This is a genomic window from Nocardioides sp. P4_G4 (genome assembly GCF_056401085.1).
The window spans coordinates 1-24,792 of sequence record NZ_JBFUKA010000063.1 but is presented as its reverse complement, the minus strand read 5'-3'; the positions used below and the strand labels follow the sequence as shown (position 1 = coordinate 24,792).

The window sequence follows — 24,792 nt, the reverse complement described above, 5'->3', positions numbered from 1 at the left end:
CTCGACCTCAAGGCCGTGCGCTTGTCCGGCCGCCAGGCGGTTGACTCGCGTTAGGGTCATCGGACGACCTGACGAAATGCCGACATCTCGGGAGCGATGCCATGGACGCCACACTGGAGCCGCGGCTCGTGATCCAGGGCAGAGCCGGCGCCCCTTACATCCAAGGCGACTTCCTGGTCGCGGCGTACCAACGTGGCTATCGCTGGGGCCGCGAAGAAGTGCGCGCGCTGCTGGAGGACATCGCCGCCAACGAGCGCGAGGCAGAGGCCCAGGACCGCAAGGTCTCCGATTACTTCCTGCAGCCCGTCGTCGTCATCCGCCGCGACGACCGGGAGGTCGAGTCGTGGGAGCTCGTTGACGGGCAGCAGCGTCTGACCACCCTCTACCTGGTCGTGAAGTACATCCAGCGACACCTGCCGAGCGCACGACTTAGCTACCAGCTGTCCTACGAGACCCGTGAGGACAGCGCGAGGTTCCTCGACTCGCTCGATCCAGGCCTCGCCGACGACAACATCGACTACCGTCACATCGCGACGGCGTACGCCGAGATCGAGAAGTGGTTCGAGGAGCAGGGCAACGCCGGCCTCGCGGCAACGTTGATGCATACCGCGCTTGCCAAGTGGGTCTACGTGATCTGGTACGAGGCGCCGGCCGAAACGTCGCCGACTGACCTCTTTATCCGGCTCAACCGCGACCGGATCGCGCTTACCGAGTCCGAGCTCGTCAAGGCCTTGGTGCTGTCGTCCAGCGGTGTCGAGCGGCGGGAAGAAGTGGCAGCCCAGTGGGACCGCTTTGAGCTGGATCTGCGTGACCGGCCGCTTTGGGCTTTCCTCACGGGCAGWGACTCTGAACCCTCGACCTACATCGACCTCTTGCTCGAGACCATGCCTTCGCCATCGGGCACCGGCGAAGCCGAGCGAGACGAGTCGCGCCACTGGTTGTTCGGACGCGCGCGTGATCACATCCAGGCTCGAGGCGTCGAGGCGTTCTGGAGGGCCGTCGTCGCGCACCACGGCCTGCTCACGGGGTGGTTCAAGGACCGCAGGCTCTACCACCGGATCGGCTACCTCGTCGCGATCGGAGACTCGATCACCGAGCTCGTCAACCTGTCCCGTGGCCTGACTCACTCGGCTTTTAGCGAAGCGCTCGAGGGACGTACCCGCCAGCGCCTTGGGCTGTCGAGCGATGACGTCTCCCTGCTCCGCTACGGAAAAGGCACCAAGACCGACCGCGACTGCACCCGAGTGCTTCTCCTGATGAACGTCGAGACCGTGCTGGCCAGCGCTGACCCCGCCCATCGGTTTAGCTTCCACGCCTACGCCGCTGGCAGATGGTCGCTCGAGCACATCCACGCCCAACGCTCCGAGGCGCCCGACGACGAGAAGGGTCGCCGGGAATGGCTGGCGATGCACCAGGAGAAGATCGCGGAACAGCCATGGTCGAGCGAGTCGCAGCAGGTGGTCGATTCGCTGCTCGCCGACCTCGCGACGCACCTCGCTCGTCCAGTTACCCAGGTCGACGGGCCCGGCTTCGAGCGCCTGCGCGACCGCGTGATCACGCTTTTCGACGCCCCGGATGCCGCCTCGGACGACGACACTCACAGCCTCGGCAACCTCGCGCTCCTGCAGCGCGAGATCAACAGCATGTTCAACAACGCCGTGTTCGCACTCAAGCGCGACCGCATGCTCAAGCTCGACAAGCAGGGGGTCTACCTCCTGCCGTGCACCCGAAACGTGTTCTTGAAGTACTACACCAACGGTAAGGAGCAGGCCTCCCTGTGGGGACCGAGCGATCGTCGGCTCTACTACGACGAGATGATTCTTCGGGTCGGACGGTTCCTGACCGACGCGCCCCCCGTAGTGGCCAACGAAGCGGTCGAGGCGGACGACCAGCACGAGGTTTCGGCGTGAAGGGGTACCAGACGACGTACCTCGGACTCTTCGACGAGCCCGAGGACGACCGGCCACGGATCACCGGGATCGAGATCCCGATCATTCAGCGCGACTACGCTCAGGGCCGGGCCGACGACGAGATCACGGCGATCCGTCGGCGCTTCGCCCGGACGGTCGTCGGTGCGGCGTACGGCGCCGCCGGCGTGCCCGAAGGAGGGGTCGGTCTCGACTTCGTGTACGGCGGGGTGCATGTCCGGAAGCGCGACGCCGGGCAGCACCACCTGCTGGAGCCGCTCGACGGGCAGCAGCGTCTCACCACGCTCTACCTCCTGCACTGGTACGTCGCCTCCCGTGCCGGCGTGCTCGACCGCGACGCGGTGTGGCTGCGCTTCTCCTACGCGACCCGGCCGAGCGCGCGCTACTTCGCCGCGGCGCTGCGCGAGCACCCCCTTCCCGACGAGGCGGGGGCGCCCTCTGCCTGGATCACCGACCAGCCGTGGTATCTCTACCCCTGGCAGGATGACCCCACTATCGCCTCGATGCTGGTGATGCTCGACGAGATCCACGAGGCCACGCTGGAGGTTGCAGCCACGACGGGAGCCGACGCCGCGGCGGCCTGGGCACGTCTGTCGGACCGCGTCGCACCAAAGATCTGGTTCCTTTTCCTCCCAGTCGCCGACCTCGGCCGCGGGGAGGACCTTTACCTCAAGATGAACTCTCGCGGCAAGCCGCTCACCAAGTTCGAGGTGCTCAAGGCCGACCTGGAGGACGCGCTTGCGGGCGTGTTCACCCCGGCGCAGCACCAACACGTGACCCGGAGCTTCGACGGCGGGTGGACCGACCTCTTCTGGGAGTACGAGAAGGCGTCGCGCAAGGCGCGCGCTGCCGCCGAGATGGCCGGAACCGCACCGCCCTTGAAGGTCACCGTCGACGGCGCCTTCATGCGCTACCTCGGGTTCCTCATCGAGGTCTGCGAGTGGCGCGACCGCGAACCCGGACGCCGGTGGAGCGATGAGGAGGGGAAGCACGAGCGCACGCTCGAGGAACGTGCGCGGCTCGCCCTCGTCGGTGGCGGCCCCGACGACAAAAGTGCCGAGCGCAACCGGGATCTTTTCCGCCACGCGTTCGACACGTGGTGCCAGCAGGGTGAGCACCCGACAGTCGTGTTTTCCCAGTTGTTCCGGGTGGGTGACGTCGGCGCCGGCCCCTTGCCGCTCCTCGTTTCGGCGGCTCCCGACCTACTCGGGATCTGTGTGAGTTCAGATAACGGTCTGACCCTCCCCGAGATGCTGCTCCTGTACGCCGTCCTGCTCGCTCGCCAGCCCGGCCACGAGCTCAGCGAGCCAGACCTGCACCGCCGGCTCCGGACACTGCGCAACCTCGTCGAGTCCGCGGTCATCCAGCGCAAGCGGATGCCCGACTACCTCAACACCGTCGAGAGCCTCATTGTCGACGGCGTGCTCGACGAAAAGAAGCAGTCCTTCAACGCCGACTGGGCGGCGGACCAGGTGCGCGTGTGGGAGTTGATCGATGAGAGCTCCCCTGAGGTGCGCGACGCCGTTCACGCGGTCGAGGACCACTCCGTAGTCCGCGGGCGACTGCTGTCCTTCGAGCTCGACGCCGCGACGCTGCCCAGACGTGCTGCGACGTTCGCCCTTGTCGCCGCGCCGGAGCTGCGTGACGTCTTCGGGGCCGCGCTGCTCACGTACGGCGACTACTCCCGCGACGTCGGGTGGGAGGGCAGCAAGCGGCAGCTCGGTAGCTCCGAGTTGGACGAGTCCTGGCGCGAGATCCTGACGATTGGTTCCCGGAAGAGCTTGGCCCGTGTCCGCGGGCCACTGATGGCGTTGCTCGATGACGTGGAAGCACGCCTGACGGCGGGGGCGACGTCGACCTGCGACGTACTGACCAAGATCTGTCAGGACTGGTGCGCCGACCGGGAGTCGAGCAGTCAGTTTGACTGGCGCTACTACCTGGTCCGCTACCCCGGAGCGCGCAGCAGGGTCGGCCAGGGCTTCTTCCACGGCGAGTACGACCCTGCTGACGGCGGCTTCGGCTACGCGAGGCTGCACATCCTGCACGGCAGCCACTACAGCGCCTACTTCAGCGACGCGCTGCTCCTCGCTGCTTGGACCGAGGGTGGGCTCGACGACGTCGCGTCGAAACCGCAGTGGTATCGCGAGAACGCCGGCATGGCTGTGCGTCGCGCGGCGATCAGGTGCGTGGAGGACGGCTTCACCGTGGAGGTGCCGGATGATGCCGACGCCGAAGTCCGCGCTGCGGTCGCGCGGATCGGCGAGACCTACAGCACCGGCGACGACGGCCGGGTGCTTGTGAAGCAGCGTGACGCCGGCGTCGGACGGCCGGTCGACAGCGAGGACCGGGTCCAACTGTGCGTCCGTCTCGTGCGCGACCTGGCAGGCTAACGGCCTGGCTCCTCAGTGCCCGGAGGCAGCGCTGTGACGGCCTCACCTGTCCGTCCGCCACACCCCAACCCCACAGGCCCGGGCGCGCCGCGGACGGTTCTTGACCGAACATCTGCGTCAGGTTCACTCGCAACGCGGATGGACGCTGGCCTGCATCGTCCTCAGCCGCCGTTGAGGTGCGCCTCGTACTCGTGTGCGGACTCCATGAGCTCCGCCTCGGTGACGAAGCTGTCCCACCCGCGCAGGTAGGGCCGGACTTGTTCGCTGCCGTTGATGCACACCGTGTCGTCGTGCCAGTCGTTGTTGTACGTCGGCGAGTAGCTGCAGTTCCAGGCTGCGTGGGCAGGGACGGCGGTGACCTGGTCTTCATCTGAGCAGTACCCATCCCGACGAGCCATTCTGAGCGCCTCAGCCTGGATGTCGTAGGCGGAGTACTCAGCGCAAGGACCCCCGGCGCCGGCATTCGCGAACCCCTTGATGGACACGTAGTCGACGAACACCTGGTACCTCTTAGGGCAGCGATCGCCGAGTTCATCCAGCTCCGCGTTGATGGCGCCTGCAGTGTCGCCACTGCGTTCTCGCCTCAGGATCGTCCTGAACAACGAGCTGCAGGAAGGCGGCTTCAGTCCTTCGCCCGAGTTCGCCTGATCGAGCGCGTTGGCGCCCGTGGGTGAGTAGGGAGAGGACGCGCAGCTCGACAACACCGCCGCCATCAAGGCGACACTGAGTGGCCGGCCGATGCCCATCGTGGATCACCCGCCGGCGTAGTCGCAGGCGACAGCGTTGTAGCTATGCATCGCGGGGTCGTTGGTGGCGTGGAAGCGGGAGTTGCCACTCTTCCTCACAGTGAGAGAACTCAGCTGATCCGCGGGAATCGGCGTAGCGCCCGACAGGCTGGCAAGCCGACCGTTGCGGACCGATGCCGAGATCGCGGAGTACGGGGTCCCCCTCTCATCAACGAGGACCTCATACTTCCCGGAGGCGTTCACATGGACCGCCGTGCAGGCGTAGGCACCGTCCTTGAGCTTCGCGAATGAGGACTGACTCGTGTACCACCAAGTTGCTCCTACGGCGAGAATCACCAGAGCCACGTACGGCTTCCACGTCCGCCAAATCGAGCGGTCCAACATGTCCCCCACCGTTCGTACCCGATTCGGCCTTGTACCCGGAGCAGCGGCTTCCCTGTGCCGAACCGTGCAGGTCGTCCGCGCCTGACGCTACTGGGCGCGTATCCCGTCGCGCAGGGGATCGGTTGGAATACGAGTCGCGCCGTGGACGGCGTCGACCGACAGCCCGAGGCATCCGAGCGAGCGAGGGCCAATGATTCGGACCCCGGGCGCACAGTACGCACACCCGACGCCGAAGAAGGAGGACGAGATGGCTGAGCGGATCGCACTGTCACTCGAGCCCGACTTCGGGTCGGGCCGGTGGACCTGGAGCCTCATGGGGGAGACCTTTGGGTCCACCGGGTCAATCCACGCGCACGACCGGGAGGACGCCGTGATCTGCGCGCTCGCGGTCGCCTATCCCGTCCTGCAGGCTCGGGTCCCGGCCGAGATCGTCGTGACCCTGCCGCCGACCGCGCGGCTGTGGTCGTACGCCGCCGAGGTGGAGGCCCACTTCACGGGTGTGAGCCTCGCGGCCTACGCCGCCGGCGATGCTGCCCTCCGCTCCGCCGCCATGCGTGCGCTCAGGCCGGCGCGGCCCGTCGTGGCTCCACCCACTGGGTCGCTCACCGTCGCCACCGACGACTCCGCCACCCGCGGCCGTATCGGCTGGGGGTGGCTCGCCGAGGACGGACGGCACGGGCACGGCACCGAGACGCCGTCCGTCAGGCAGTGCGCCAGGCGCAGGCACCCCGTGCTCGCCGAGCTCCGCGCCATCTCGCAGGCCATCTCGGCGCTGCCGCACCGCGACCTGGTGATCCGCACCGACTGCCGCGCTGCGGTCTCCCTMGTGGAGGAGTGGGCCGTCGGCGGAGACAGGCTCCCCGACGGGTACGCCGCGACCCACCACACCGCGGTCAAGCAGGGCGGGCTGCTGTGGATGCAGGAGCAGGTCCGCACGGAGGCTCCGCGACTCGACATCGGCTGGGTGCGCGGCCACGCGGGGGACCCGCTCAACGAGGGAGCCGACTCCCTGGCCAAGCTCGCCCGCCGCGGCGCCGAGGGTACTTGGGGTTTCACCGCGGACGACGTGCCATGGCGTGCCCGCGAGATCGCCGACGCCTTCATCGCTGCACACCAGACCACTCGGTCCGCCACCGCGGCCTGAGCTTCCCATCGATGCCTTGGAGGACCCATGAAGATCAACGCACTGCTCGACGTCAACGTCGTCGCCCACGAGTCCGAGGACGAGGTCGCCGTGCTCCTCGAGCTCGCGGCGCCCGCCGCCATCGCCGACGTGGCTCGGCCGCAGGCCTCGCTGCAGGTGGTCCTCGACCGCTCCGGCTCCATGAGCGGTGCGCCGCTCGAGGGAGCGAAGCGAGCGCTCATCGCGCTGGTCCGCCGGCTCGACCCCACCGACAACTTCGGGCTGGTCACCTTCGACGACTCCGCCCAGGTCGTCGTGCCTGCAGGTCTGCTGATCGACAAGGATGCAGTGATCGACCGGATCCAGGCGGTCCACGCCGGCGGCACGACCGACCTGTCGGCCGGCTACCTCCGCGGCCTGCGCGAGATCCGGCGCGTCATCCAGACCGACGGCGACAAGCGCGGCAACGGTACGGTCTTGGTCATCTCCGACGGCCACGTCAACGCCGGCATTCGGGACGCGGACGAGTTCGCGGCCGTCACGTCCAAGGCCTACGCCGACAGCATCGTCACCTCCACGCTCGGCTACGGACGCGGGTACGACGAGACGCTACTCGCCGCGATCGCCAGGTCCGGCTCGGGCAACCACGTCTTCGCCGAGGACCCCGACGCGGCCGCCGCTGCCATCGCCGGCGAGGTCCACGGCCTGCTCAACAAGGTCGTCCAGGCAGTGTCGCTAACGGTGAGGTTCGAACCCGCCGTGGAGTTCCTGCGGCTCTACAACGACCTGCCCGCCCAGCAGCTCGGCGACGGTCAGGTCATGATCGAGCTCGGCGACCTCTTCTCCGAGGAGGCCCGCAAGGTGCTCCTCAAGCTCAAGGTGCCCGCGCTCAGCCAGCTCGGCCTGGCTCGGGTCGCCACGCTCGAGCTGGCGTATGTCGAGCTGCCCGGCCTTGTCGAGCAGGTCGTGTCTCTTCCCATCACCGTCAACGTGGTGCCGGGCGACGAGGCCGCCGGCCGGGTGGCCCACCCGACCGTGGAGTCCGAGGTCCTCTTCCAGGAGGCGCAGGACGTCAAGCGGCAGGCGTCGGAGGCATTCGAGCACGGGAGGTTCGACGTGGGCCAGCGGCTCATCGGCGAGACCAAGCAGCGGCTCACGCGGTCCCTCGAGGTCGCGCCCGAGGCACTGAAGCCCGAGATCCAGCTCGAGCTCGACGACGTCGCCCGCATGGAGCACCTCGGTGACATGAGCGGGCCGACGGGTGCGGCGATGATGTCGAAGATGTCGCGCGACTCCTACCACCAGATGAACCGCAAGCGCGGCCGCACGCGGCGTGACCGGGGCGACCGATGACGTCGCGATCGGATTGTTTCGGACCCTGGGCGCAATCTGCTCCCATGAGCGAGACGATCAACGAGTTCCAGGCCGCCGGTGAATCAGCGCGGGCCTACTTCCGCACCGCCACGGGCACCAGGGTCCACCGGCCCGAGTGCCCCCACCTCGTGGGCACCGACGCGTACGCAGCCACCCCCTCCGAACGGCTCCAGCACCGGGTCTGTGACTGGTCGCGAGCGCAGGAGGAGGGGCACGGCCGCGAGCACTTCGCGACCATCGAGGACGCCATGCGCCGCGTCGGTGTGCCGGTCGAGGCCCACGACGCCGTGCTCGACGCGCTGCGGTTCGTCCAGCACGACGAGGTCTTCACCGTGCACAGCCTGACCTACGGCGCGCTGGGCCGGGAGGGTCGCACCGTCGCCGGCTTCGGCAAGACCTACTACTGGGTCGGCAGCGAGCGCATCAACCTCCCGGCGTACGTCGACAGCTCGCGCTCGGGGCACACCGCGCCCAGGTGTACGGCGACGTGTGCCCGACCTGTCACCTCGCACTGCCGCTGACCGGAGTGTGCGACGACTGCTGAGCAGTCCGGTTTCACCCCGCGCCCGATCGATTCGAGGCACGATGGTCGCCGTACAGGCAGCCGAGCGGGGGAGACGCCCAATGCCACCAGGTCCGAGCGCGGTCAAGGCCATGCAACGCCTGGTTCGCATCCTCGCGGTCCTCGACGACGCGGGAGTGGTGGGAGCGACCACCGAGCGGTTGCTCGAGGTCGCTGAGTACGGAGGCCAGGCCGCGCCTCAGGACCAGTTGAGCCTGGACCTCAAGAACCTGCGCAAGCAGGGGTGGCAGATCGACAACGTGGCGCCCGCAGGCATGCCGGGTCGCTACCGGATGGTCAGCGGCGACAACCGTCTTCACGTCAAGCTCTCGTCTGCGCAGCGAGCGGCGCTCCAGCGTGCGGTGCTGCTCGCCGATCGTGGGGACATCGCGAAGCGACTTGGTGTACGACCTGCCTCGTTTGCGCAAGGGATCGGCAGCATCGCGATCCGGAAGCCGAGGGGACACAAGCTCTCCCTCGCACTCCAGTCGGTGCAACTGCACAGCCGCATTCGGTTCACCTACAAGGGAACCCCGCGTCTCGTTCACCCTGGGACGGTCCGCTTCCAGAACTACAAGTGGTACCTCAGTGGCGTCGAGGACGGCTTCGACATCCTCAAGCACTTCGTGGTCGGCGAGATGAGCGACCTCTCGCTGGACCCGCCCGGGACTGCTGCCGAAGTGCCCTCGGTCCAGCGCATCCCCCTCCACCCGCTCCGCTGGGAGGTCGACCCCCCGGTGCGCGTCACCCTGCGCACCGCACGTGACTTCGTGCCCGACGTCGTTCGGTGGCTCAATGAACCTGACTCGCAGGTCGAGCATGACGACGCAGTCGATCTGACGTACGTCGTCACCCATCGCCAAGCCTTCCGCGCCCGCCTCTACGTCCTCGGGCCGAGGGTGACGATCACGCAGGGTGCCGAGGTGTACGGCGAGCTTCTCTCCGAGCTCCGCGCGATGGCCGGCCTGTGATGGCGGCCCCCAAGTTCCTCCAGCGTCTCGCGCGACTGCCCGAGGTCATCAACGTCCTCTCGGCCTATCCCGACGGGCTGAGCCTGCGCCGGTTGGCGGCCCAGTTCGGAGTGGACGAGGACACGATGCGCGAGGACCTTGTCGCTTACCTGGACCTGGAGTCGTGGGGGTGGTCCTTCGACATCTTTCACAGGCCGGCACTGGAGTTCGTCCAGCCCGAGGAGGATGACGACCAGACGAACGGCGCCGCGCGCACCCTCGTACGCATCGTCCCGGATGCCACGCCCGGCATCGGTGCGGAGCACGTCTCAGCCGGCGACCTTGCCACCATCTACACCGCCGGTGCCGCGCTGCTGGAGGTCGACCCGGACGACGCCGACCTGGCAGGAGCGCTCGCAGTCATCGCCGAGACGATGTACGGCGAACCGGCTGCGACGCCGTACGTCGGCGACTGGAACCGCCACGTGAAGGATCTCCAGGACGCGCAAGAGAAGCAGCGCAAGGTCCGCATTCTCTATTCGCGAGCCTGGAGGCCCGGCGTGACCGACCGGGTCATCGAGCCCCTGCGGCTCGTCCAGACGCGCCGCGGGTGGGAGGTCGATGCTGGCCCCGTTGGGCCGGAGGGCAACCTGCGGACCTTCCTGCTGTCGAACATCAGGTTGGTGGAGGTGCTCGACGAGGGCTTCGAGCCGCCGTCGGACGCGGAGTCCCTGCTGGCGAAGCAACGCGCGACGACGACCGTTCGGATGGAGCTCGAGCAGGACGCCCGCTGGGCTGCGCGGCAGCACGCCGAGAGGGTGACGGTCGTGACCGAGGACGAAGAGACCTTCACCGCCGACCTCGACCTGCTGGCGCCGGTGGGGGAACGGGTGGGCCTGATCATGCTGGCGAGCGGTCCTTCGACCCGCATCATCTCACCGGGAGCGGTCCTGCCCGATTCAATTGGCCTCGTCGAGGAACTCCTGCACCATCACGAGTCGGCAGGGCGCCCGACGGGCTGAGCAGTGCTCACCACTCCTCCATCACAGGCTCACCGCAGTTGGGACAGCTCATCTGCTCGGCACTGTCGCCTTCGGGCACTGTGCCGGTCGACGTGCAGTACTCGCAGATCCATCTCGCCATGGCCCGACGATAGGTCTCGCCACCGACATTGAGATTGGCAACGAGCCCGCAGGCGGCCCGGACCTCTGACCGGGACCCGCTGTGATCTCTGAGGAGTGATTGGTCGTGTGCGGGCTCGTGTCTGGTCGATGCGGTGTCCCTGTTTTGGAACTTGGAGCCGTGGATCTGGGTGGACTCCTACTTACAGATGTCTGGTGGCCGTGCCGGTCAGTCACTCGATTCGATCCGCGACTGACGGGAGCACGCACCATGACACTGATGCTGGGTGTCGATGTGCCCGCCGAGCAGAGCGTCAGGCCACCCTCGCGATGGACGGGCGACCGCTGTGGCGGGGCCGCAAGTTCCTCACTCGCCCGAGCGACCTGGATCGGTTGTGGGCTGATCTGGACGTGGCCGATCCGGGCGGCTGGACACCAAGAAGCCGAGCTGGCAAAGCAGAAGTCGCTGGTGCTCAACTACGACGTCCCGCCAGCGACGTGCGGGATGAGGACCTCGTCGCCGAGCGGGCGCGCAAGCTCGCGACCGTCGTCGCGCGGGTGTGGCTGGTGCCCGCGGGCCTCCTCAACATCTGGCCGAGGTGAACAAGCGATACCCGCGAGAAGCCCGCAGCGGGCGATTACGGAAACGGGTCATTGTTGCCCGAGATGTGCGTAGGCTCGCGGCCTAGCCATCCGGCGTGTCAGTGCGCCCTTATTTAGTGACGAAGTGGGGAAACAGTTGACTGACACTCCACCGACTCACGCAGGCGACTCCCACTTGCCCGCATCCCTGGATCCATCCGCTCTACGGGCGTGCGTGGATCGCGCCCTCCAGTGGATGGGGGAGGATGCGGCCGCAAAGTACTCCCCTCTCATGTCCCGGCGCCTCGGCCCAGAGTGGACGGACGCAGTCCCTCGCCAGCCTGGACAACCGAGGGTCTCCGCCACGGACCCCGGGTTCTGGCTCCAGGAGTTTAGACGGCATGACTCACCCGCGCGTGCGACACCTGCGATGCAAGTGGTGCACTCGGCCTTCAACCAGCGGCTACGCGATGCTGCCTGGGCACGAAACGTCCACTGCCACTTCGTCCCCGCAGATGGCACGGTTGCAGTCCTGGAGCGACTAACCAGATTGCGACGCGCCGCCTACGAACTGCGATTGCCGTGTGCATCCCGGATCCGCGACATGGGTTCTCGAATCAGCGAACTAGAAACCGGGGCGGTGCCCGCCGAAGCTACCCTGGCTGAAACGGTCGAGTTGGCACGCGAGAACGCAAGACTCGAGAAGCAGCGTCTCGAAACCGAGGTGGCTCTGAACGCCGCTAAGGAGAAGCTCGACACGGCCCAGGAACGGGAGCTTGAGCTTGTAACCAAGCTCGAGACAGCCGGCGCCGCCAAGATGGAAGCTGAGCAACTTCAAGAAGAACTGCGTCATGCCCGCTCGCACATTCAGCGTCTGCAACAAGAGGCCGACATCGCTGCGGCGCACCATCGCGAGGTCGAGAACCAACACCGGACGGTCGAGGACACGCCTACGGGACTCGTCGACATGCCGAACCTCGTTGGTGAAGCTCTCGCTCACATCTATGCCGTGGCGTTTGGCTCACTCCACCTTCAGAACAAGCTGATCGAGCGTGCCACGCAGGTACGTGGCACAGAGGCCGTTCAAGCCGCGCTCGGGGACGAGGGGCGACTCGCCAGTCAGATGCTGGTAGACATCATTGCTGACGCAGGGGCGCCGAAGGACTACGTCGACGAACTCCCGGAAGACCCGGTTGAGTGCGTGCAATGGATGTTGGATCATTCGGAGGTCCTCGAATCACTTCTGGCGGAGCCCGACTGGCAACACGCCTTAGCCCAGCTCGACCCGGACAGCTTGGCCCATGTCGAAACGATCATCGACGCCGGGCTTACGGTTTCTCGTGCGATCTCGGCGCAAGTTCGGGGGATGAAAGACCAGCTGTCCAAGCTCCAAGTGCCGGTAGTACCCGTCGCATCTGGTGCGCGCGCCATCGAAGACGGTCGCTCCGTGCGTCCCGGGCAACCGTGGCCATTCCCGAAGGGAGACGACACCTGGGTGCTCTCCGCGCAGAGGCAAGAGATCCGCAGGCCGGGACGACGGGCCGGTCGCCTTCAGGACCTGCTGGGCGAGGCCGGAGAGTCGGCGGTCGTGACCGCCTTCCTGCAGATCAGGCCCGAGGGTGGCCGCATCTTCTTCGACGAGGACGGAGACGCCTCCACCTATGTTGACGGCGTACTGATCTACCTCGGCCTTCTCCCGCAACTCGCCTCTGTCGACTAGTCCAGTCAAGTCCTCAGCGTCGCCGGTCTACATGGGCGCGCCGTTCGATCTAGGTCGACGTTCGCCAGGATGCGCCCCGGACCCACGTCATCCCCGGGGCGCGATCGGTCTCAGGAGAGGTATCGCAGGCGGAAGGCGATGCTCCATTCCGCGAGTCCAGGGAGGCTGTCGGCGGCATCCACCAGGTCCTGAAGTGAGGCCGAGAGCAGTCGCTTCCGATCACTGAGGTGCCCACCCACGATCGCGACTGCATCCCGGGCTCCGCGGTCGTCTTCCAGCGCCACCACTGCGAATGCGCCTCTCCCATGGGTGTCGGCGGCCTCGAGACTGGCTGCGAGCATCAGGTAGCGCCAGAGATCGTTGGACTTCCCCATCCTCCGGTTCGCCATTGCGGAACCCAACTCCGCGACTACGGTGGGAGCGCCGTGAATGCCCAATTGTCAAGGGGTCGCCAATGCTTGAAGTCGCATTCGATGAGAGCGCGAGCCAGTTCATCGTGACCAGCCACCGGTGCGGCAGCGTGCGCGTTTCTTATCCTCGCAAGGTCCAGCGATATGGCGCCGTCTCGGACACCGAGTTTCTAGTCGTTGATGAAGACGGCACTGAGGAACGCTTCAGCGACGACGGAATCAAGCTCGGTTGAGAGATACCTGAGCCGACGGCGGTCCAGGTTTGCGATCCGCCGACGGGCCACACGATCAGCGCAACTTTCGATAGAGCGTCGCCGGCCGCCCCCGAAGCCCGTCGGAGACCACGACCTTCCCGTGGCGCGTGAGTGGTTCGACGTACTCCCGCATGCGCCGGTTGAAGTTGTCCTTGTGCAGCTCAGCGCCCACCACCGCCTCGTGCACCTTGCGCAGCTGGCGCAGGGTGAAGGGCTCGGGAAGGAAGCCGTCGGGGTCGGGATGGATGTCGACGTAGCGATAGCGGATCTCGTAGCGCTCTCGCAGCGCCTCGACCGCGGCAGAGACGATCTCGTCGTGGTCGAAGAGCAGGCGCGGCTCGCCATGCAGCCGCCCGTCGGAACTCACAGGCACCAAGTCGCCATTGGCGTCCAACAGCTCGGTCTCCGGCAGGGAGAGCGAGTGCGCCGCTGAGATCACCCAGCTCCGGTCGTCGCGGGCGGGGTCGTCGAAGAGCCGGAGCAGCCGGGGACGGTTGCGGTCCGAGGGCTCGATGCCCACCTTGCGGCGCAGGACGTCGTCGACGGTTCGGTCGACCGTCCAGCGTTCCCGGATGAAGCCACCCGGCAGTGAGCGGCCGGCGGGATCCCAACGGTCCTGCACCAGGACTCGCAGCTCGGGGATTGATTCGGAGGGTCGGCTTACGGTCAGCACAGCGACATCGACGGTGACACCGGGTCGGGGAAACGAGTCGAGGTCAGCCATGCGGCAGACATTAGCGCGATTCGCGTGTTAATGTTTAGAGGCAACAGGGTGCTAAAGGGGAATGCCATGAACGACCGGCACCAGGGCGGCGAGACTGCCCACACCGAGAGCTCCGACCACGAGCTCGACAAGGCCTGGAACGACCTGGCCCAYGGCCTAACCGCGCAGCTGCCCCGGATGCGCGACGAGAGCGACCACCTCATCGTCGAACTGCCCGAGGGCGACGACGACGGCACCCGGCCCTACGCGCAGTTCGCGGGCTTCGGCCCAGGGATGGTGCGCGCCGAGCTCAGCGGCAACGCCTACCTCGCGCCGGCGTACGTCCTGACCGACGAATGGTGCGAGTCGCTCCGGACGATGGGGTGGAGCGGCAACGAGGAGGACGAGCCCAACTGGTATGTCGAGCGCCCGGTCGAGGACGCGAGGAACATCGCGGCCCTCGTGGTCGCCTCACTGCGCCAGGCGTTCGGGGTCGCCCACCCGCAGTTCCTGACCTACCGAGCCTGGGGGCGCAACGCCGACGGGGCAGCGGAGCTCGGGCTGAGCGCGAGCGAGGACGTGCCCGTCGAGCAGCCCTTCGAGCCGATGGTGCTGCAGCCCGAGGACCGCGACGACCTGATGGCGATGATCCGCATGACGCTCCACGCGAAGTACGACGAGGAGCCCGCCGTCGACGACGACGGGGACGTCGTCATGACCCACCTCGACCAGCCGGTCTGGGTGCGGGCCCGGGAGGACATGCCGGCTGTCGAGATCTTCGCCCGCGTCGTACACGGGGTGCACTCCCGCCGAGCCACCGCGGTGGACATCGGCCTGCTCAATCGCGACACCCCGCTGGTGAAGTGGTCGATGCGCGAGCGCACGGTGTGGCAGCACATCGTGATCCCCGCGCTGCCGTTCGCCCCCGGGCACCTCGACGCCATGGTCGACGTCTTCCTGGCGACGATGACGGCCACCCGCGACGACCTGGCCCTCCGAGTCGGCGGGCGGGTGGCGTGATGAACCTGACCTCCGCCCAGGTCGACCGCGCTTGCGGCGTGCTCATCGCATCCGCTGCCGGGGACGGCCTCGGGGCCGGCTACGAGTTCGCCCACGTGGCACCTGACCTCGTGCCCACCATGATCGGCGGCGGCCTCGGCAACTTTGCTCCCGGCGAGTGGACCGACGACACCTCCCAGGCAGTAGCCATCGCCCGGGTCGCCACCACCGGCGTCGACCTGCGCACCCCCGAGGCGCTCACGCAGATCGCGCAGGGCTTCGCCGACTGGTACGCCGGCGACCCCGCCGACGTCGGCATCCAGACCTCCGCGGTCCTCAGCCGCGCGGGGCGCAACCCGACCGGTGCCGACATGGCCGAGGCCGCCCGCGTCGTGCACGAGCGCTCCGGACGCAGCGCCGGCAACGGCTCCCTCATGCGCACCGGCCCGGTCGCTCTCGCCTACCTCAACGACCCCGAGGGCCTCGTCGAGGCCGCGATGGCGATCAGCGCCCTCACCCACCACCAGGACATCGCCCAGCAGGCGTGCGCCGTCTGGTGCCTGATGATCCGCCACGCAGTGCTCAACGGCGAGCTCCCGACTTACGGCGATATCGCTGCGTGGGTGCCCAACGCAGACGAGTGGCGAGAGCTGCTGCTCGAAGCCGAGACCGAGCCACCGTCGTCCTTCACACGCAACGGCTGGGCTGTCGGCGCCCTGCAGGCGGCGTGGTCCGCGATCACCCACACCCCCGTGCCAACGGGCGGGCACGCCTGCGGCCACCTCGTCGACTCGCTCACCACCGCGATCCGCATCGGTCACGACACCGACACGGTCGCCGCGATCGCCGGCGCGCTGCTCGGCGCGAGGTGGGGGATGAGCGCCGTGCCGGCCTCTTGGCGGCGGGTGCTGCACGGCTGGCCCGGATTGCGCGTCGGCGACCTCGAGCACTTGGCGTACCTGACCGCCCACCGTGGGGCGGCCGGCAAGTACGGCTGGCCGCTGGTCGACCACATCGACTACACCCACCTGCAGTACGGCCGGCCCGCACTGGCCACGCACCCGTATGACGACGGCGTGCTGATCTCCGGTGCGACCGTGCTGGACGAGGTGCCCGACGAGGTCGACGTCGTCGTCAGCCTGTGCCTGACCGGTCGGACCCAGGTGCCCGCCGGCGTCGAGCACATCAACTTCCGGCTGATGGACCAGGCCGAACCCGAGCAGAACCCCAACCTCGACTTCGTCCTGATGGACGCTGCGCGACTCGTCGCCGACCTGCGCGACGAGGGCAAGACCGTGCTGCTGCACTGCGTCGCCGCCCACTCGCGCACGCCCACGGTCGCCATCGCCTACTCCATGCTGCGAGGCGTGGAGCTCGAAGAAGCGCTGCCGGCGGTGTGTGGGGCGCTGCCGGCAGCGCGACCGAACCGGGGATTCCGGGATGCGCTGAAGCGCCTCGCCGACAGTGCCGTCCGGGATTCAATTGCGGAACCCGCTTGAGAGAGAGACACAAGGATGTTCATCGTCGATGGAGCACTCCACTGGAGTGCCTCCGACCTGACCGCAGCTGCCGCGTGCGAGTACGCCGTCCTCCGCACGCTCGACCACAAGCTGGGCTGGGGTGCCGCGCTCCAAGAGTCCGAGGATCCGCTGATGCGGCACATCGCCGCGCTGGGTGACGTGCACGAGGAACGCTTGCTCGCGGAGTACCTGGCATCCGGGGATGTGGTTCAGATGCCTCGTGTCCTGGGGTCGCACACTGCGGCCAAGCTGCAGGCTGCGAGGGACGACACTCTCGAGGCTCTCCTCTCCGATGCCCCGGTCGTCTACCAGGCCGCCTTCTCGGACGGGGAGTTCTTCGGCTACGCCGACTTCGTCGAGCGAGCCGACGACGGGTGGCGCGTCTGCGACGCCAAGCTCGCGCGTCAGGCCAAGCCTCAGGCCTTGCTGCAGCTGGGTGCCTACGCCGAACAGATGCGCACGCTGGGATTGCCCGTCTCTTCCAGGGTTGCGCTGCTGCTGGGCAACGGCGAACGCGTGGAGTTCCAGCTCAGCGACGTGCTTCCGGTCTTCTCCGAGCGACGCGAGCGGTTGCGCGAGCTCCTCGGCACGCACCGCTCCGAGGGCCGGCCGGCCGAGTGGGGGGCGAGCGGGGTCCGCGCCTGCGGCGGGTGCGCCGAGTGCCGTGACGCGGCCGAGCAGGCCGACGACCTCGTGCTGGTGGCCGGCCTGCGCATGGACCAGCGTCGCAAGCTGAGGGCTGCGGGCATCCTGACCATGGGCGACCTCGCCGCGGCGACGTCCAGGCCCGGCGACATGGCCGAGGCCACGTTCGACAAGCTGCGCGCGCAGGCCGCGATCCAGTGGAGCCAACGACATACAGGTGAAGGAGCACCCGTCGAGTTCGAGCTGCTCGACGGCGCGGCAGAAGCCCTCACTCGACTGCCGGCACCGTCGGCGGGCGACCTCTTCTTCGACTTCGAGGGCGACCCGCTCTACGACGAGGGAGACCCCTCGCGCGTGGGGCTGGAGTACCTCTGGGGCGTGCTCGGCACCGACGACGACTACACGCCGATCTGGGCCCACGACTGGGCTCAGGAACGAGCGGCGTTCGTGGAGTTCATGGAGCTGGTGGCCAAGCGCCGAGCAATCGATCCGGACATGCACATCTATCACTACGCGCCCTACGAGACGGCGGCGCTCAAGCGTCTCGCGATGCGCTACCAGACGTGCGAGAAGGAGCTCGATGACCTCCTGCGCTCCGAGGTGTTCGTTGATCTCTACGCCACGGTGCGCGCGTCGGTTCGGGTCTCGGCCCCGTCGTACAGCATCAAGAAGCTCGAGCCTCTGTACATGGGTGACGAGCTGCGCTCGGACGACGACGACGCGGTGTCTGACGGAGGCGCCTCGGTCGTGGCTTACCACGAGTTCCGCACGTGGCGGACCGAGGACCCGCCGGCGGCGATGAAGCGGCTGGCCGCCTTGGCGGATTACAACGAGTACGACTGCCTCTCGACCCTCCGCTTGCGCGACTGGCTGCTGACACGAGCCGAGGACGTGGGTGTCCGACACCTCATCGTGCCGCGCACCAACGCGGTCGAGGGTGAGGAGCTGACGGTCAAGGACCCGGTGTTCCTTGGCTTGATGGATCTGTCCGGGCCCGAGGTGCGCACCGAGCGCACGGCTGCGGAGCAGGCGTGCGCGATGCTTGCGACGTCCCTCGACTTCTTCCGTCGTGAGAACAAGCAGTTCTGGTGGGAGCACTTCGAGCGGCTGATGCACCCGATCGACGACTGGGCCGGTGCCCGCGACGTGTTCGTGGTCGAGTCGGCCGAGGTGGTCTCCGACTGGCAGGTGCCCGAAGGCAGGGCAAGGAACGAGCGTCGACTCGTGCGGCTGGTGGGTGAGTGGACCCCGGGCAGCAAGGACGGCTTGGGCGCAAAGGTCGCCTACGCGACTCCCGCACCGTCGAAGTCGCACGGTCCGGAACGCGCTCCGTACGCTGCCTGCGACAGCGCCGCAGTGAAGCCCGACGACGCAGACACGCGGGTGGTGTTGCTGACCGAGAGCCGCAAGTCGGAGGACACCTTCCCCGGCCTCCCGGTGGCGTTGCTGCCTGGCAGTCCGCCGCCCGTCGGCAGGCTCGAGGACGCCATCAAGGGGGTGGGCCAGGCCGTCGTCGCTACGGGTGGGCCATCGGACTCAGCCGCGATGGACATCCTGACGCGGCGCACTCCCCGACTTCGCGGCGGGTACCCGCTCCCGCGCGGCGGATCGACCATCGACAACGTCGTCGAGGCTTTGGTCGGCATGGACGACTCCTACGTCGCGGTCCAGGGTCCTCCCGGCACCGGCAAGACGTACGCCGGCTCCCGGGTGATCAAGTGCCTGGTCGAGCAGCACGGCTGGCGGGTCGGCGTCGTGGCGCAGTCGCACGCCGTCGTGGAGAACATGCTCGACGGCATGGTCAAGGCGGGCCTTGATCCGGCGCTGGTCGGCAAGGCAAAGGTCGAGAAGTCCGACCCCGCCTGGACCAGCCTGAAGGACGTGCCGAAGTTCCTCGACGAGCACACTGCGGAGGGCTGCGTCATCGGTGGAACGGCCTGGGACTTCGCCAACGACAACACGGTTCCTCGGGAGAGCCTCGACCTCCTGGTCATCGACGAGGCCGGGCAGTTCTCCCTCGCCCCGACCATCGCGGTCTCGGTCGCTGCCCGGCGACTCCTTCTGCTGGGAGACCCTCAACAACTGCCCCAGGTGAGTCAGGGGACCCACGCCGAGCCGGTCGACACCTCAGCCCTCGGGTGGCTCCTGGATGGACACCGCACACTGCCCGAGGACCGGGGCTACTTCCTCGCCGAGTCCTACCGGATGCACCCAGCCCTGTGTGGACGCGTCTCGGTGCTGTCCTACGAGGGGCGACTGCACGCTGCGGTGCCGGCGTCGCAGCGCTCCCTCGAAGGCGTCCAGCCGGGACTGGAGGTCGTGACCGTTCCGCACGCAGGAAACCAGACGGCGTCTCCCGAAGAGGCTGCCGAGGTGGTCGCGCAGGTACGCGCCCACCTCGGCGCTCGCTGGGACGATCCGGACGATGCGTCGGCGCCGCGCCCGCTCGACCGGTGCGACTTCGTGGTGGTGGCGCCCTACAACGCGCAGGTGACCCTGATCCGGGCCCGTCTGAAGGAAGCGGGGCTGGGAGACGTGCGGGTCGGCACGGTCGACAAGTTCCAGGGTCAGGAGGCACCCATCGCGATCGTGTCGATGACGGCTTCGTCGCACGGGGACGTGCCCCGTGGGATGGGCTTCCTGCTCAGCCGCAACCGGGTCAACGTCGCCGTCTCGAGGGCCCAGTGGAAGGCGATCGTCGTTCGATCGGCCTCACTGACGGGCTACATGCCGTCGAGTGTCGACCGGTTGTTGGAGCTGGGRGCGTTCATCGGCTTGTGCGCGGAGCAGCCCTTGGCACAGGACCGAAGCCGCGGTCAGGTGAATCCGTGAAGCCGTACGGTCGACCCATGGACGTGCGTGCAGAACTGCTGGGGCCTCTGAAGCCTGCATGGGACAACGCACCTCGGGACCGGGAAATGACCGCCTTCAAGCGGCAGGCTCGAAAGCAGCAGGCAACGTGGCGGGCTCAGCAAGGTCTGGGCTTCGGAGAACACCCCGCGGCAACGAGAACGGCTCCGTCCTCACCCAGCAAGACGGCAACGCCTACGCCAACTTCCTCTCCCCGCAGATCGTCGAAGCCGTGAAGCACAGGTTGCACGAGGCGCAGCGGCAGAAGTCAGAGCAGCTCAACAGGGAGCGACTCCTCAACCATCTGCTGTCCTCGATGCCGATGTGCTTCAACCTATTCGGTGAGCTGCACGGCGATCCCGCTCGTCTGTCTGCAGCAGGCAAGGCGCTGTGGGACGTGCAGGAAGAGGGGCAGGGCATCAAGTTCGAGTSGTCTCCCGGCCGTCACGACCCCCGGTTCACCGGTGACGGCACAGCGTTCGACGTCGCGCTGTTCTTCGGTGAGCCCGGCGAGTCTCGGACCATCATCGGGATCGAGACCAAGTACCACGAGCACGCCGTCAGCGAGTCTCCGCCGGACGTCGTGAAGCGATTGGGCCGTTATCGGCGGATCGTCGAGGACTCCCACGTGTTCAAGGCCGACTGGGAGACGCGCATCCTCGGAGCCGAGCTCCAGCAGGTGTGGCGCGACCACCTCCTCGTGCTCGCCATGCTGCAGGACACTGACCAGGTGTGGACGTCGGGCACCTATGTCCTCGTCTACCCGGAAGGCAACACGTCCTTCGCTCGACTGGCTGAGCGCTACACGGACGCGCTGCAGGACGCCTCCACCTTCAGCCACGTCACCCTCGAAGCGCTTCTCGACGCCCACGTCCTCCACGAGCCCGACACCGAGCAGAAGTTCCGAGAGAGGTACCTCTTCTGACAGCCGTCCTGCTCGCGAACAGTGGCGAAAGGGGCTGAGCCCTTCCCCGCTGCTTGCTCTACCTTGCTGGCCAGGGATCCGGGACAGCCCCATCGCCGGCGTCCTCGCACTGCGAGGTACCTCGGGGAGTGGGCTTCCTCGTTCGCTGAAACCCAGTCATCGTCGCCTTGTCTCGGGCACAATGCCGAGCAGTCCTCATCGGGTTCGAAGCCATGAGAGCTTCATGCCCTGCAGCGCGAGCGGTGTGCTTGAGTTGGGTGCAGTTGTCGGGCTTTCGCAGCCCGCCGGGGTGCAGTGCCCTGATGACGGGGATCGGGACGAACGAGGGGTACGGAATGACTGATCAGGTGAACTCGGACGCCCACGTCACACTGCATCCGATCGTCACCGAGCTCGCGGAGGCGCTCGCGCGCGTTGCCGGGTCGCGCGCAGAGATCGTGCCCGGCGAAAACCACAACTGGCTGGCTATCGAAGAGACGTCCAGCACGATCACTTTCGTCGAGGCCGAAGGCTCCGAGCTTCGAGTCGTTCCCTTCGTGGGGGACGCTGATGCTATCCAGGCGCGTTCCTTCGTCAGCGCGATCAGGCCATCGTGGCTCGACGGGGAGTGCGAGCTCGTGGCTGATGTGTCGGAGCTGTCCAGCTACGCCGATCGCGGCCAAGTCATCGACCTGATGCACGCAGCGTTGGACTACTGGACACGCTCTGCGGCAACCCCGTCGCATGAGCCGCCTTCGGCGCCAGCAGCCGAGGAGTGCCAGGGCTCGTCCGAGGCTTCTGATGTCGACTTCATTGCTGACGTGATCGAAGGTCCGGACGCTGAGGCGCACGTCGTCGAGCAGCAGATGATCGACGCGCAGATGCGCGCGGACGTCAGTGACCAGTGGTCGTGGGCATCGTCAGTCGCCCGTATACCGCAGATCTCAGACCTCACCGTCGCCCTCTCCGAGGCTGTGGACCACGCTCGAATCGCTGTTGTCGTGCACGACGCTGACCTTCAGTTCGGCACCAAGGTCGTGTTTGAGGGTGCGCTGCCTGCAGGAACTTCGGCCATCGGCAGCGTCAATGTGCCGCTCTCGGCGCGTGTCATGTCGCAGATCGAAGAGCGTCGTGGGGCTGACTGCCTGATCACCCTCGAAGATGCATCCAATGGGAGGGTGCTCGCCCGATACGAGGAAGCACTCGACGTTCAGCCGCGCGACCTGTGGTTCTGGCAGGGCGATCCCCGTCGCTCCGAGCAGCGGACACGCATGCTCCATCGAAAGAACGAGCTCGACGATCTGCTGCAGGAGGACCCGGATCACCCAGATGCGGATGTAGTTGCGCGCGAGCTCGAAGCACTCGAATACGCGTTGCGTGCCGAGGGCCACAGCTCAGCGATTCTCTCGCGGTCGCTCCTCGCTTCATTCGTCAGGCCGAACCACCCGGAGATCGCTGCAGTCGCGCGCGAGTCCGCCGAGCGCTTGGGACTGGCAACTGGCGACTCATCCTTCTTCGCCTTCCAGATCCCCGATGTCGCCAATGCGGAGGAGCGCGCTGACGCGACCGTCACCGCAATCTACGAGGCGCTCCAAGCCCGCTCCATCGCGTACTCCGAGCCGCCCCCCGGCTGGGACTATCGTGACGCAGGCCAGCGCATCCGCGACCACGGTGACGTTGCGAACGCCGGTCTCGGCACCTGCATGGACACTACGGTCCTCGCTGCGGCCGTGATCGAGCAAGTTGGCTTGCACCCAGTCTTGGTGCTCATCAACGGGCACATCTTCGTCGGCTACTGGCGCCGGGACCCGCTGCCCGAGCAAGGCCCGAAGCCGGAGTGGTATCCGGACTCGCCCGTGGTCTTCGACCCCGCCGCAATCCAGGCTCTGGTCGAGGGGAACTGGTTGGGCGTGATTGAGACGACGGCCTTCACCGCAGGCAAAGACACCCCCCCGGGCGAGGCGCGCAGGATTGCGCGGCTCGCAAACGTGGGACGCGGGGTCAGCGAGGGCTTCATCCAACTGATCGACGTCGCCGCCGCGCGACGCGCAGGAGTGTCTCCCCTACCAGCTGTGAGCGAGCGCCAGGACGGCGTGACGGAGATAGTGGAGTACCGCGCGGGCAGTGCGCCGGTGGTCACAGAGGTGCAGGCGGACTCTGTGGAGGCCGCCAGTCTGCGTGAGCGGCAGGTCGACCACCACCCGGTGCGCTACCGGACGTGGAAGTCGTCGCTGTTCAGCTTGAATGCAACCAATGCGCTTCTGAACCTCGGCAGCAACGCAAGAGTTCAGCCGGTCGTTCTTCCGCCCGAGGGCCTCGGTTTCCTGGAGGACAAGCTCAATCAGGACGTCTCGTTCAGCCTGCACAGCGGCTACGACATCCCTGAAGTCTGGCGTGCCAGAGACATAGCCAACGCCATGCAACTCGTGGAGTCGGGGGAGACCGACGACCGGCGCGAGCTCGTTGCGCAGCTCGGGGATCGGAAGATCTTCGTTCAGAGGTTCGGTCGTGTACGAGGCCAGTTCGGACCACTCGGCTCGGCGACCTTCGTGAAGGAGATCCGGTCGATGGCGCACAGCGCCAAGACCGCTCGCGAGGAGCGAGGGATGAACCCCCTCTTCTTATGCATCGGGCTCCTGCGTTGGTCTTATAAGACCGGGGTCTTCGCGGAGGCCCCACTCATCCTCGTTCCAGTGAATATCGCGGCAGCGCGGGGTCGACAAGAGTTCACCCTCTCGCTCGACTCCTCACAACAGACAACCCCCAATGCTGCCCTCATCGAATGGTTGCGGCGAGAGCACGGCCTCTCGATCCCGGGACTCTCCGAACCGCTGGCAGACCGGGCCGGCATCGACGTCGATGGCGTGCTCGCCGAGGTACGCAAGGCGATTGCTGAGCGGGGCCTGCCGCTAGACGTGTCRGGTGAGGCGCGAATTGCCACGCTTGACCTTTCTGCCTTCCGGATGTGGCAGGACCTCAACCTCCACGCTGACCACTTCTTCGACCGCCCGCTGGTCAAGCATCTCGTCGAGACGCCTACAGAGACCTTCACGGACCCCGCGATCGTGGCGGTCGGCGACGCTGCCCATGACGAGGTCTTCGATGACGAGTTGGAGAAGTTGGAGACTCCAATTCCGGCCGACTCCACTCAGAAACGGGCCGTCCTCTGGGCGAAGCAGGGCCGCACTTTTGTGCTCCAGGGGCCGCCCGGGACCGGCAAGTCGCAGACGATCACAAACATGGTCGCCGAATGCCTCCTGACCGGGCTCCGGGTCCTCTTCGTGGCCGAGAAGGGCACCGCTTTGGCGGTGGTGCAGCGGCGACTGGACGAGATCGGTCTTGGCCCTTTCACGTTGAATCTTCACCACGAGGGCTCCAACGCGGCAGAGGTACGCGCCCAGCTCAAGCGATCACTCACGGCCAGCGTCAACCCCGACAACTTGGCCATGGAAAGCGCCCGCCGACGGCTCAGAAACGCACGCTTCGAGCTGACCCAGTATCCCCAGCAACTCCACAACGCCAACGCGGCGGGGCTTTCAGCCTACAGCGCGCATGATGAGTTGCTCGTCCTCCAGGACGGCCCAGCGATGCCGATCCCCACGACACTGGTTGCGCATGAGGCAGAGC

General features: G+C 67.2%; 18 protein-coding genes. 14 read left to right on the top strand and 4 right to left on the bottom strand.

Annotated features, from left to right (window positions below):
- Positions 1 to 101 precede the first annotated feature (101 nt).
- On the top strand, positions 102 to 1,910 hold the full coding sequence (locus AC1DQF_RS15140) for a DUF262 domain-containing protein (protein ID WP_477526047.1): 1,809 nt from the start codon (positions 102 to 104) through the stop codon (positions 1,908 to 1,910).
- Positions 1,907 to 4,318, top strand: a complete 2,412-nt coding sequence (locus AC1DQF_RS15135) for a GmrSD restriction endonuclease domain-containing protein (RefSeq protein ID WP_477526046.1) — start codon at positions 1,907 to 1,909, stop codon at positions 4,316 to 4,318. The genes AC1DQF_RS15140 and AC1DQF_RS15135 overlap by 4 nt, the downstream gene beginning before the upstream one ends.
- Positions 4,319 to 4,479: 161 nt before the next feature.
- Here the strand turns inward: AC1DQF_RS15135 and AC1DQF_RS15130 are convergent, their stop codons facing one another.
- Positions 4,480 to 5,064: a hypothetical protein gene (locus AC1DQF_RS15130; protein WP_477526045.1), complete on the bottom strand. Its 585-nt coding sequence runs from the start codon at positions 5,062 to 5,064 to the stop codon at positions 4,480 to 4,482.
- Between the two features lie 6 nt (positions 5,065 to 5,070).
- Positions 5,071 to 5,448 carry a hypothetical protein gene (locus AC1DQF_RS15125; protein ID WP_477526044.1) on the bottom strand — a complete coding sequence of 126 codons (378 nt, stop codon included), beginning with the start codon at positions 5,446 to 5,448 and terminating at the stop codon, positions 5,071 to 5,073.
- Between the two features lie 247 nt (positions 5,449 to 5,695).
- Between AC1DQF_RS15125 and AC1DQF_RS15120 the strand changes: the two genes are divergently transcribed.
- The 6 genes from AC1DQF_RS15120 to AC1DQF_RS15095 all read left to right on the top strand — a co-directional run bounded on the left by AC1DQF_RS15120 (position 5,696) and on the right by AC1DQF_RS15095 (position 12,880).
- Complete coding sequence (locus AC1DQF_RS15120) at positions 5,696 to 6,592, top strand: RNase H family protein (RefSeq protein WP_477526043.1); 897 nt, start codon at positions 5,696 to 5,698, stop codon at positions 6,590 to 6,592.
- 27 nt (positions 6,593 to 6,619) lie between these two features.
- Positions 6,620 to 7,924 (top strand): vWA domain-containing protein, encoded by a 1,305-nt coding sequence (locus AC1DQF_RS15115; protein ID WP_477526042.1) that lies wholly within the window; start codon positions 6,620 to 6,622, stop codon positions 7,922 to 7,924.
- A gap of 44 nt (positions 7,925 to 7,968) precedes the next feature.
- Positions 7,969 to 8,466: a hypothetical protein gene (locus AC1DQF_RS15110; RefSeq protein ID WP_477526041.1), complete on the top strand. Its 498-nt coding sequence runs from the start codon at positions 7,969 to 7,971 to the stop codon at positions 8,464 to 8,466.
- A 7-nt stretch (positions 8,467 to 8,473) separates the two neighbouring features.
- Positions 8,474 to 9,478 (top strand): WYL domain-containing protein, encoded by a 1,005-nt coding sequence (locus AC1DQF_RS15105; protein ID WP_477526040.1) that lies wholly within the window; start codon positions 8,474 to 8,476, stop codon positions 9,476 to 9,478.
- A 125-nt stretch (positions 9,479 to 9,603) separates the two neighbouring features.
- The gene (locus AC1DQF_RS15100) at positions 9,604 to 10,479 is read left to right on the top strand and encodes a helix-turn-helix transcriptional regulator (RefSeq protein WP_477526039.1); all 876 of its coding nucleotides are present in this window, start codon (positions 9,604 to 9,606) and stop codon (positions 10,477 to 10,479) included.
- Positions 10,480 to 11,764: 1,285 nt separating this feature from the next.
- Positions 11,765 to 12,880, top strand: a complete 1,116-nt coding sequence (locus AC1DQF_RS15095; protein ID WP_477526038.1) for a hypothetical protein — start codon at positions 11,765 to 11,767, stop codon at positions 12,878 to 12,880.
- Between the two features lie 110 nt (positions 12,881 to 12,990).
- On the opposite strand, the gene AC1DQF_RS15090 is transcribed toward AC1DQF_RS15095, so the two are convergent.
- Positions 12,991 to 13,254, bottom strand: coding sequence for a hypothetical protein (locus AC1DQF_RS15090; RefSeq protein ID WP_477526037.1), 264 nt, complete (start codon positions 13,252 to 13,254; stop codon positions 12,991 to 12,993).
- A gap of 80 nt (positions 13,255 to 13,334) precedes the next feature.
- Here AC1DQF_RS15090 and AC1DQF_RS15085 point away from each other — a divergent pair, with 80 nt between their 5' ends.
- Positions 13,335 to 13,523 carry a hypothetical protein gene (locus AC1DQF_RS15085; protein WP_477526036.1) on the top strand — a complete coding sequence of 63 codons (189 nt, stop codon included), beginning with the start codon at positions 13,335 to 13,337 and terminating at the stop codon, positions 13,521 to 13,523.
- Positions 13,524 to 13,578: 55 nt separating this feature from the next.
- Here the strand turns inward: AC1DQF_RS15085 and AC1DQF_RS15080 are convergent, their stop codons facing one another.
- A complete protein-coding gene (locus tag AC1DQF_RS15080) occupies positions 13,579 to 14,268 on the bottom strand; it encodes an NUDIX hydrolase (protein ID WP_477526035.1) in 690 nt (229 codons plus the stop codon).
- Positions 14,269 to 14,334: 66 nt separating this feature from the next.
- Between AC1DQF_RS15080 and AC1DQF_RS15075 the strand changes: the two genes are divergently transcribed.
- From AC1DQF_RS15075 to AC1DQF_RS15055, 5 genes are all read left to right on the top strand, one after another.
- On the top strand, positions 14,335 to 15,267 hold the full coding sequence (locus AC1DQF_RS15075; protein WP_477526034.1) for a TY-Chap domain-containing protein: 933 nt from the start codon (positions 14,335 to 14,337) through the stop codon (positions 15,265 to 15,267).
- The gene (locus AC1DQF_RS15070) at positions 15,267 to 16,745 is read left to right on the top strand and encodes an ADP-ribosylglycohydrolase family protein (RefSeq protein ID WP_477526033.1); all 1,479 of its coding nucleotides are present in this window, start codon (positions 15,267 to 15,269) and stop codon (positions 16,743 to 16,745) included. Before AC1DQF_RS15075 ends, AC1DQF_RS15070 begins: the two co-directional genes overlap by 1 nt.
- Before the next feature lie 15 nt (positions 16,746 to 16,760).
- The gene (locus AC1DQF_RS15065) at positions 16,761 to 20,243 is read left to right on the top strand and encodes a TM0106 family RecB-like putative nuclease (RefSeq protein ID WP_477526032.1); all 3,483 of its coding nucleotides are present in this window, start codon (positions 16,761 to 16,763) and stop codon (positions 20,241 to 20,243) included.
- Between the two features lie 58 nt (positions 20,244 to 20,301).
- Positions 20,302 to 21,186: a PGN_0703 family putative restriction endonuclease gene (locus tag AC1DQF_RS15060; protein ID WP_477526031.1), complete on the top strand. Its 885-nt coding sequence runs from the start codon at positions 20,302 to 20,304 to the stop codon at positions 21,184 to 21,186.
- A 335-nt stretch (positions 21,187 to 21,521) separates the two neighbouring features.
- A partial coding sequence (locus AC1DQF_RS15055) for a DUF4011 domain-containing protein (protein ID WP_477526030.1) occupies positions 21,522 to 24,792 on the top strand: 3,271 nt, incomplete at its 3' end.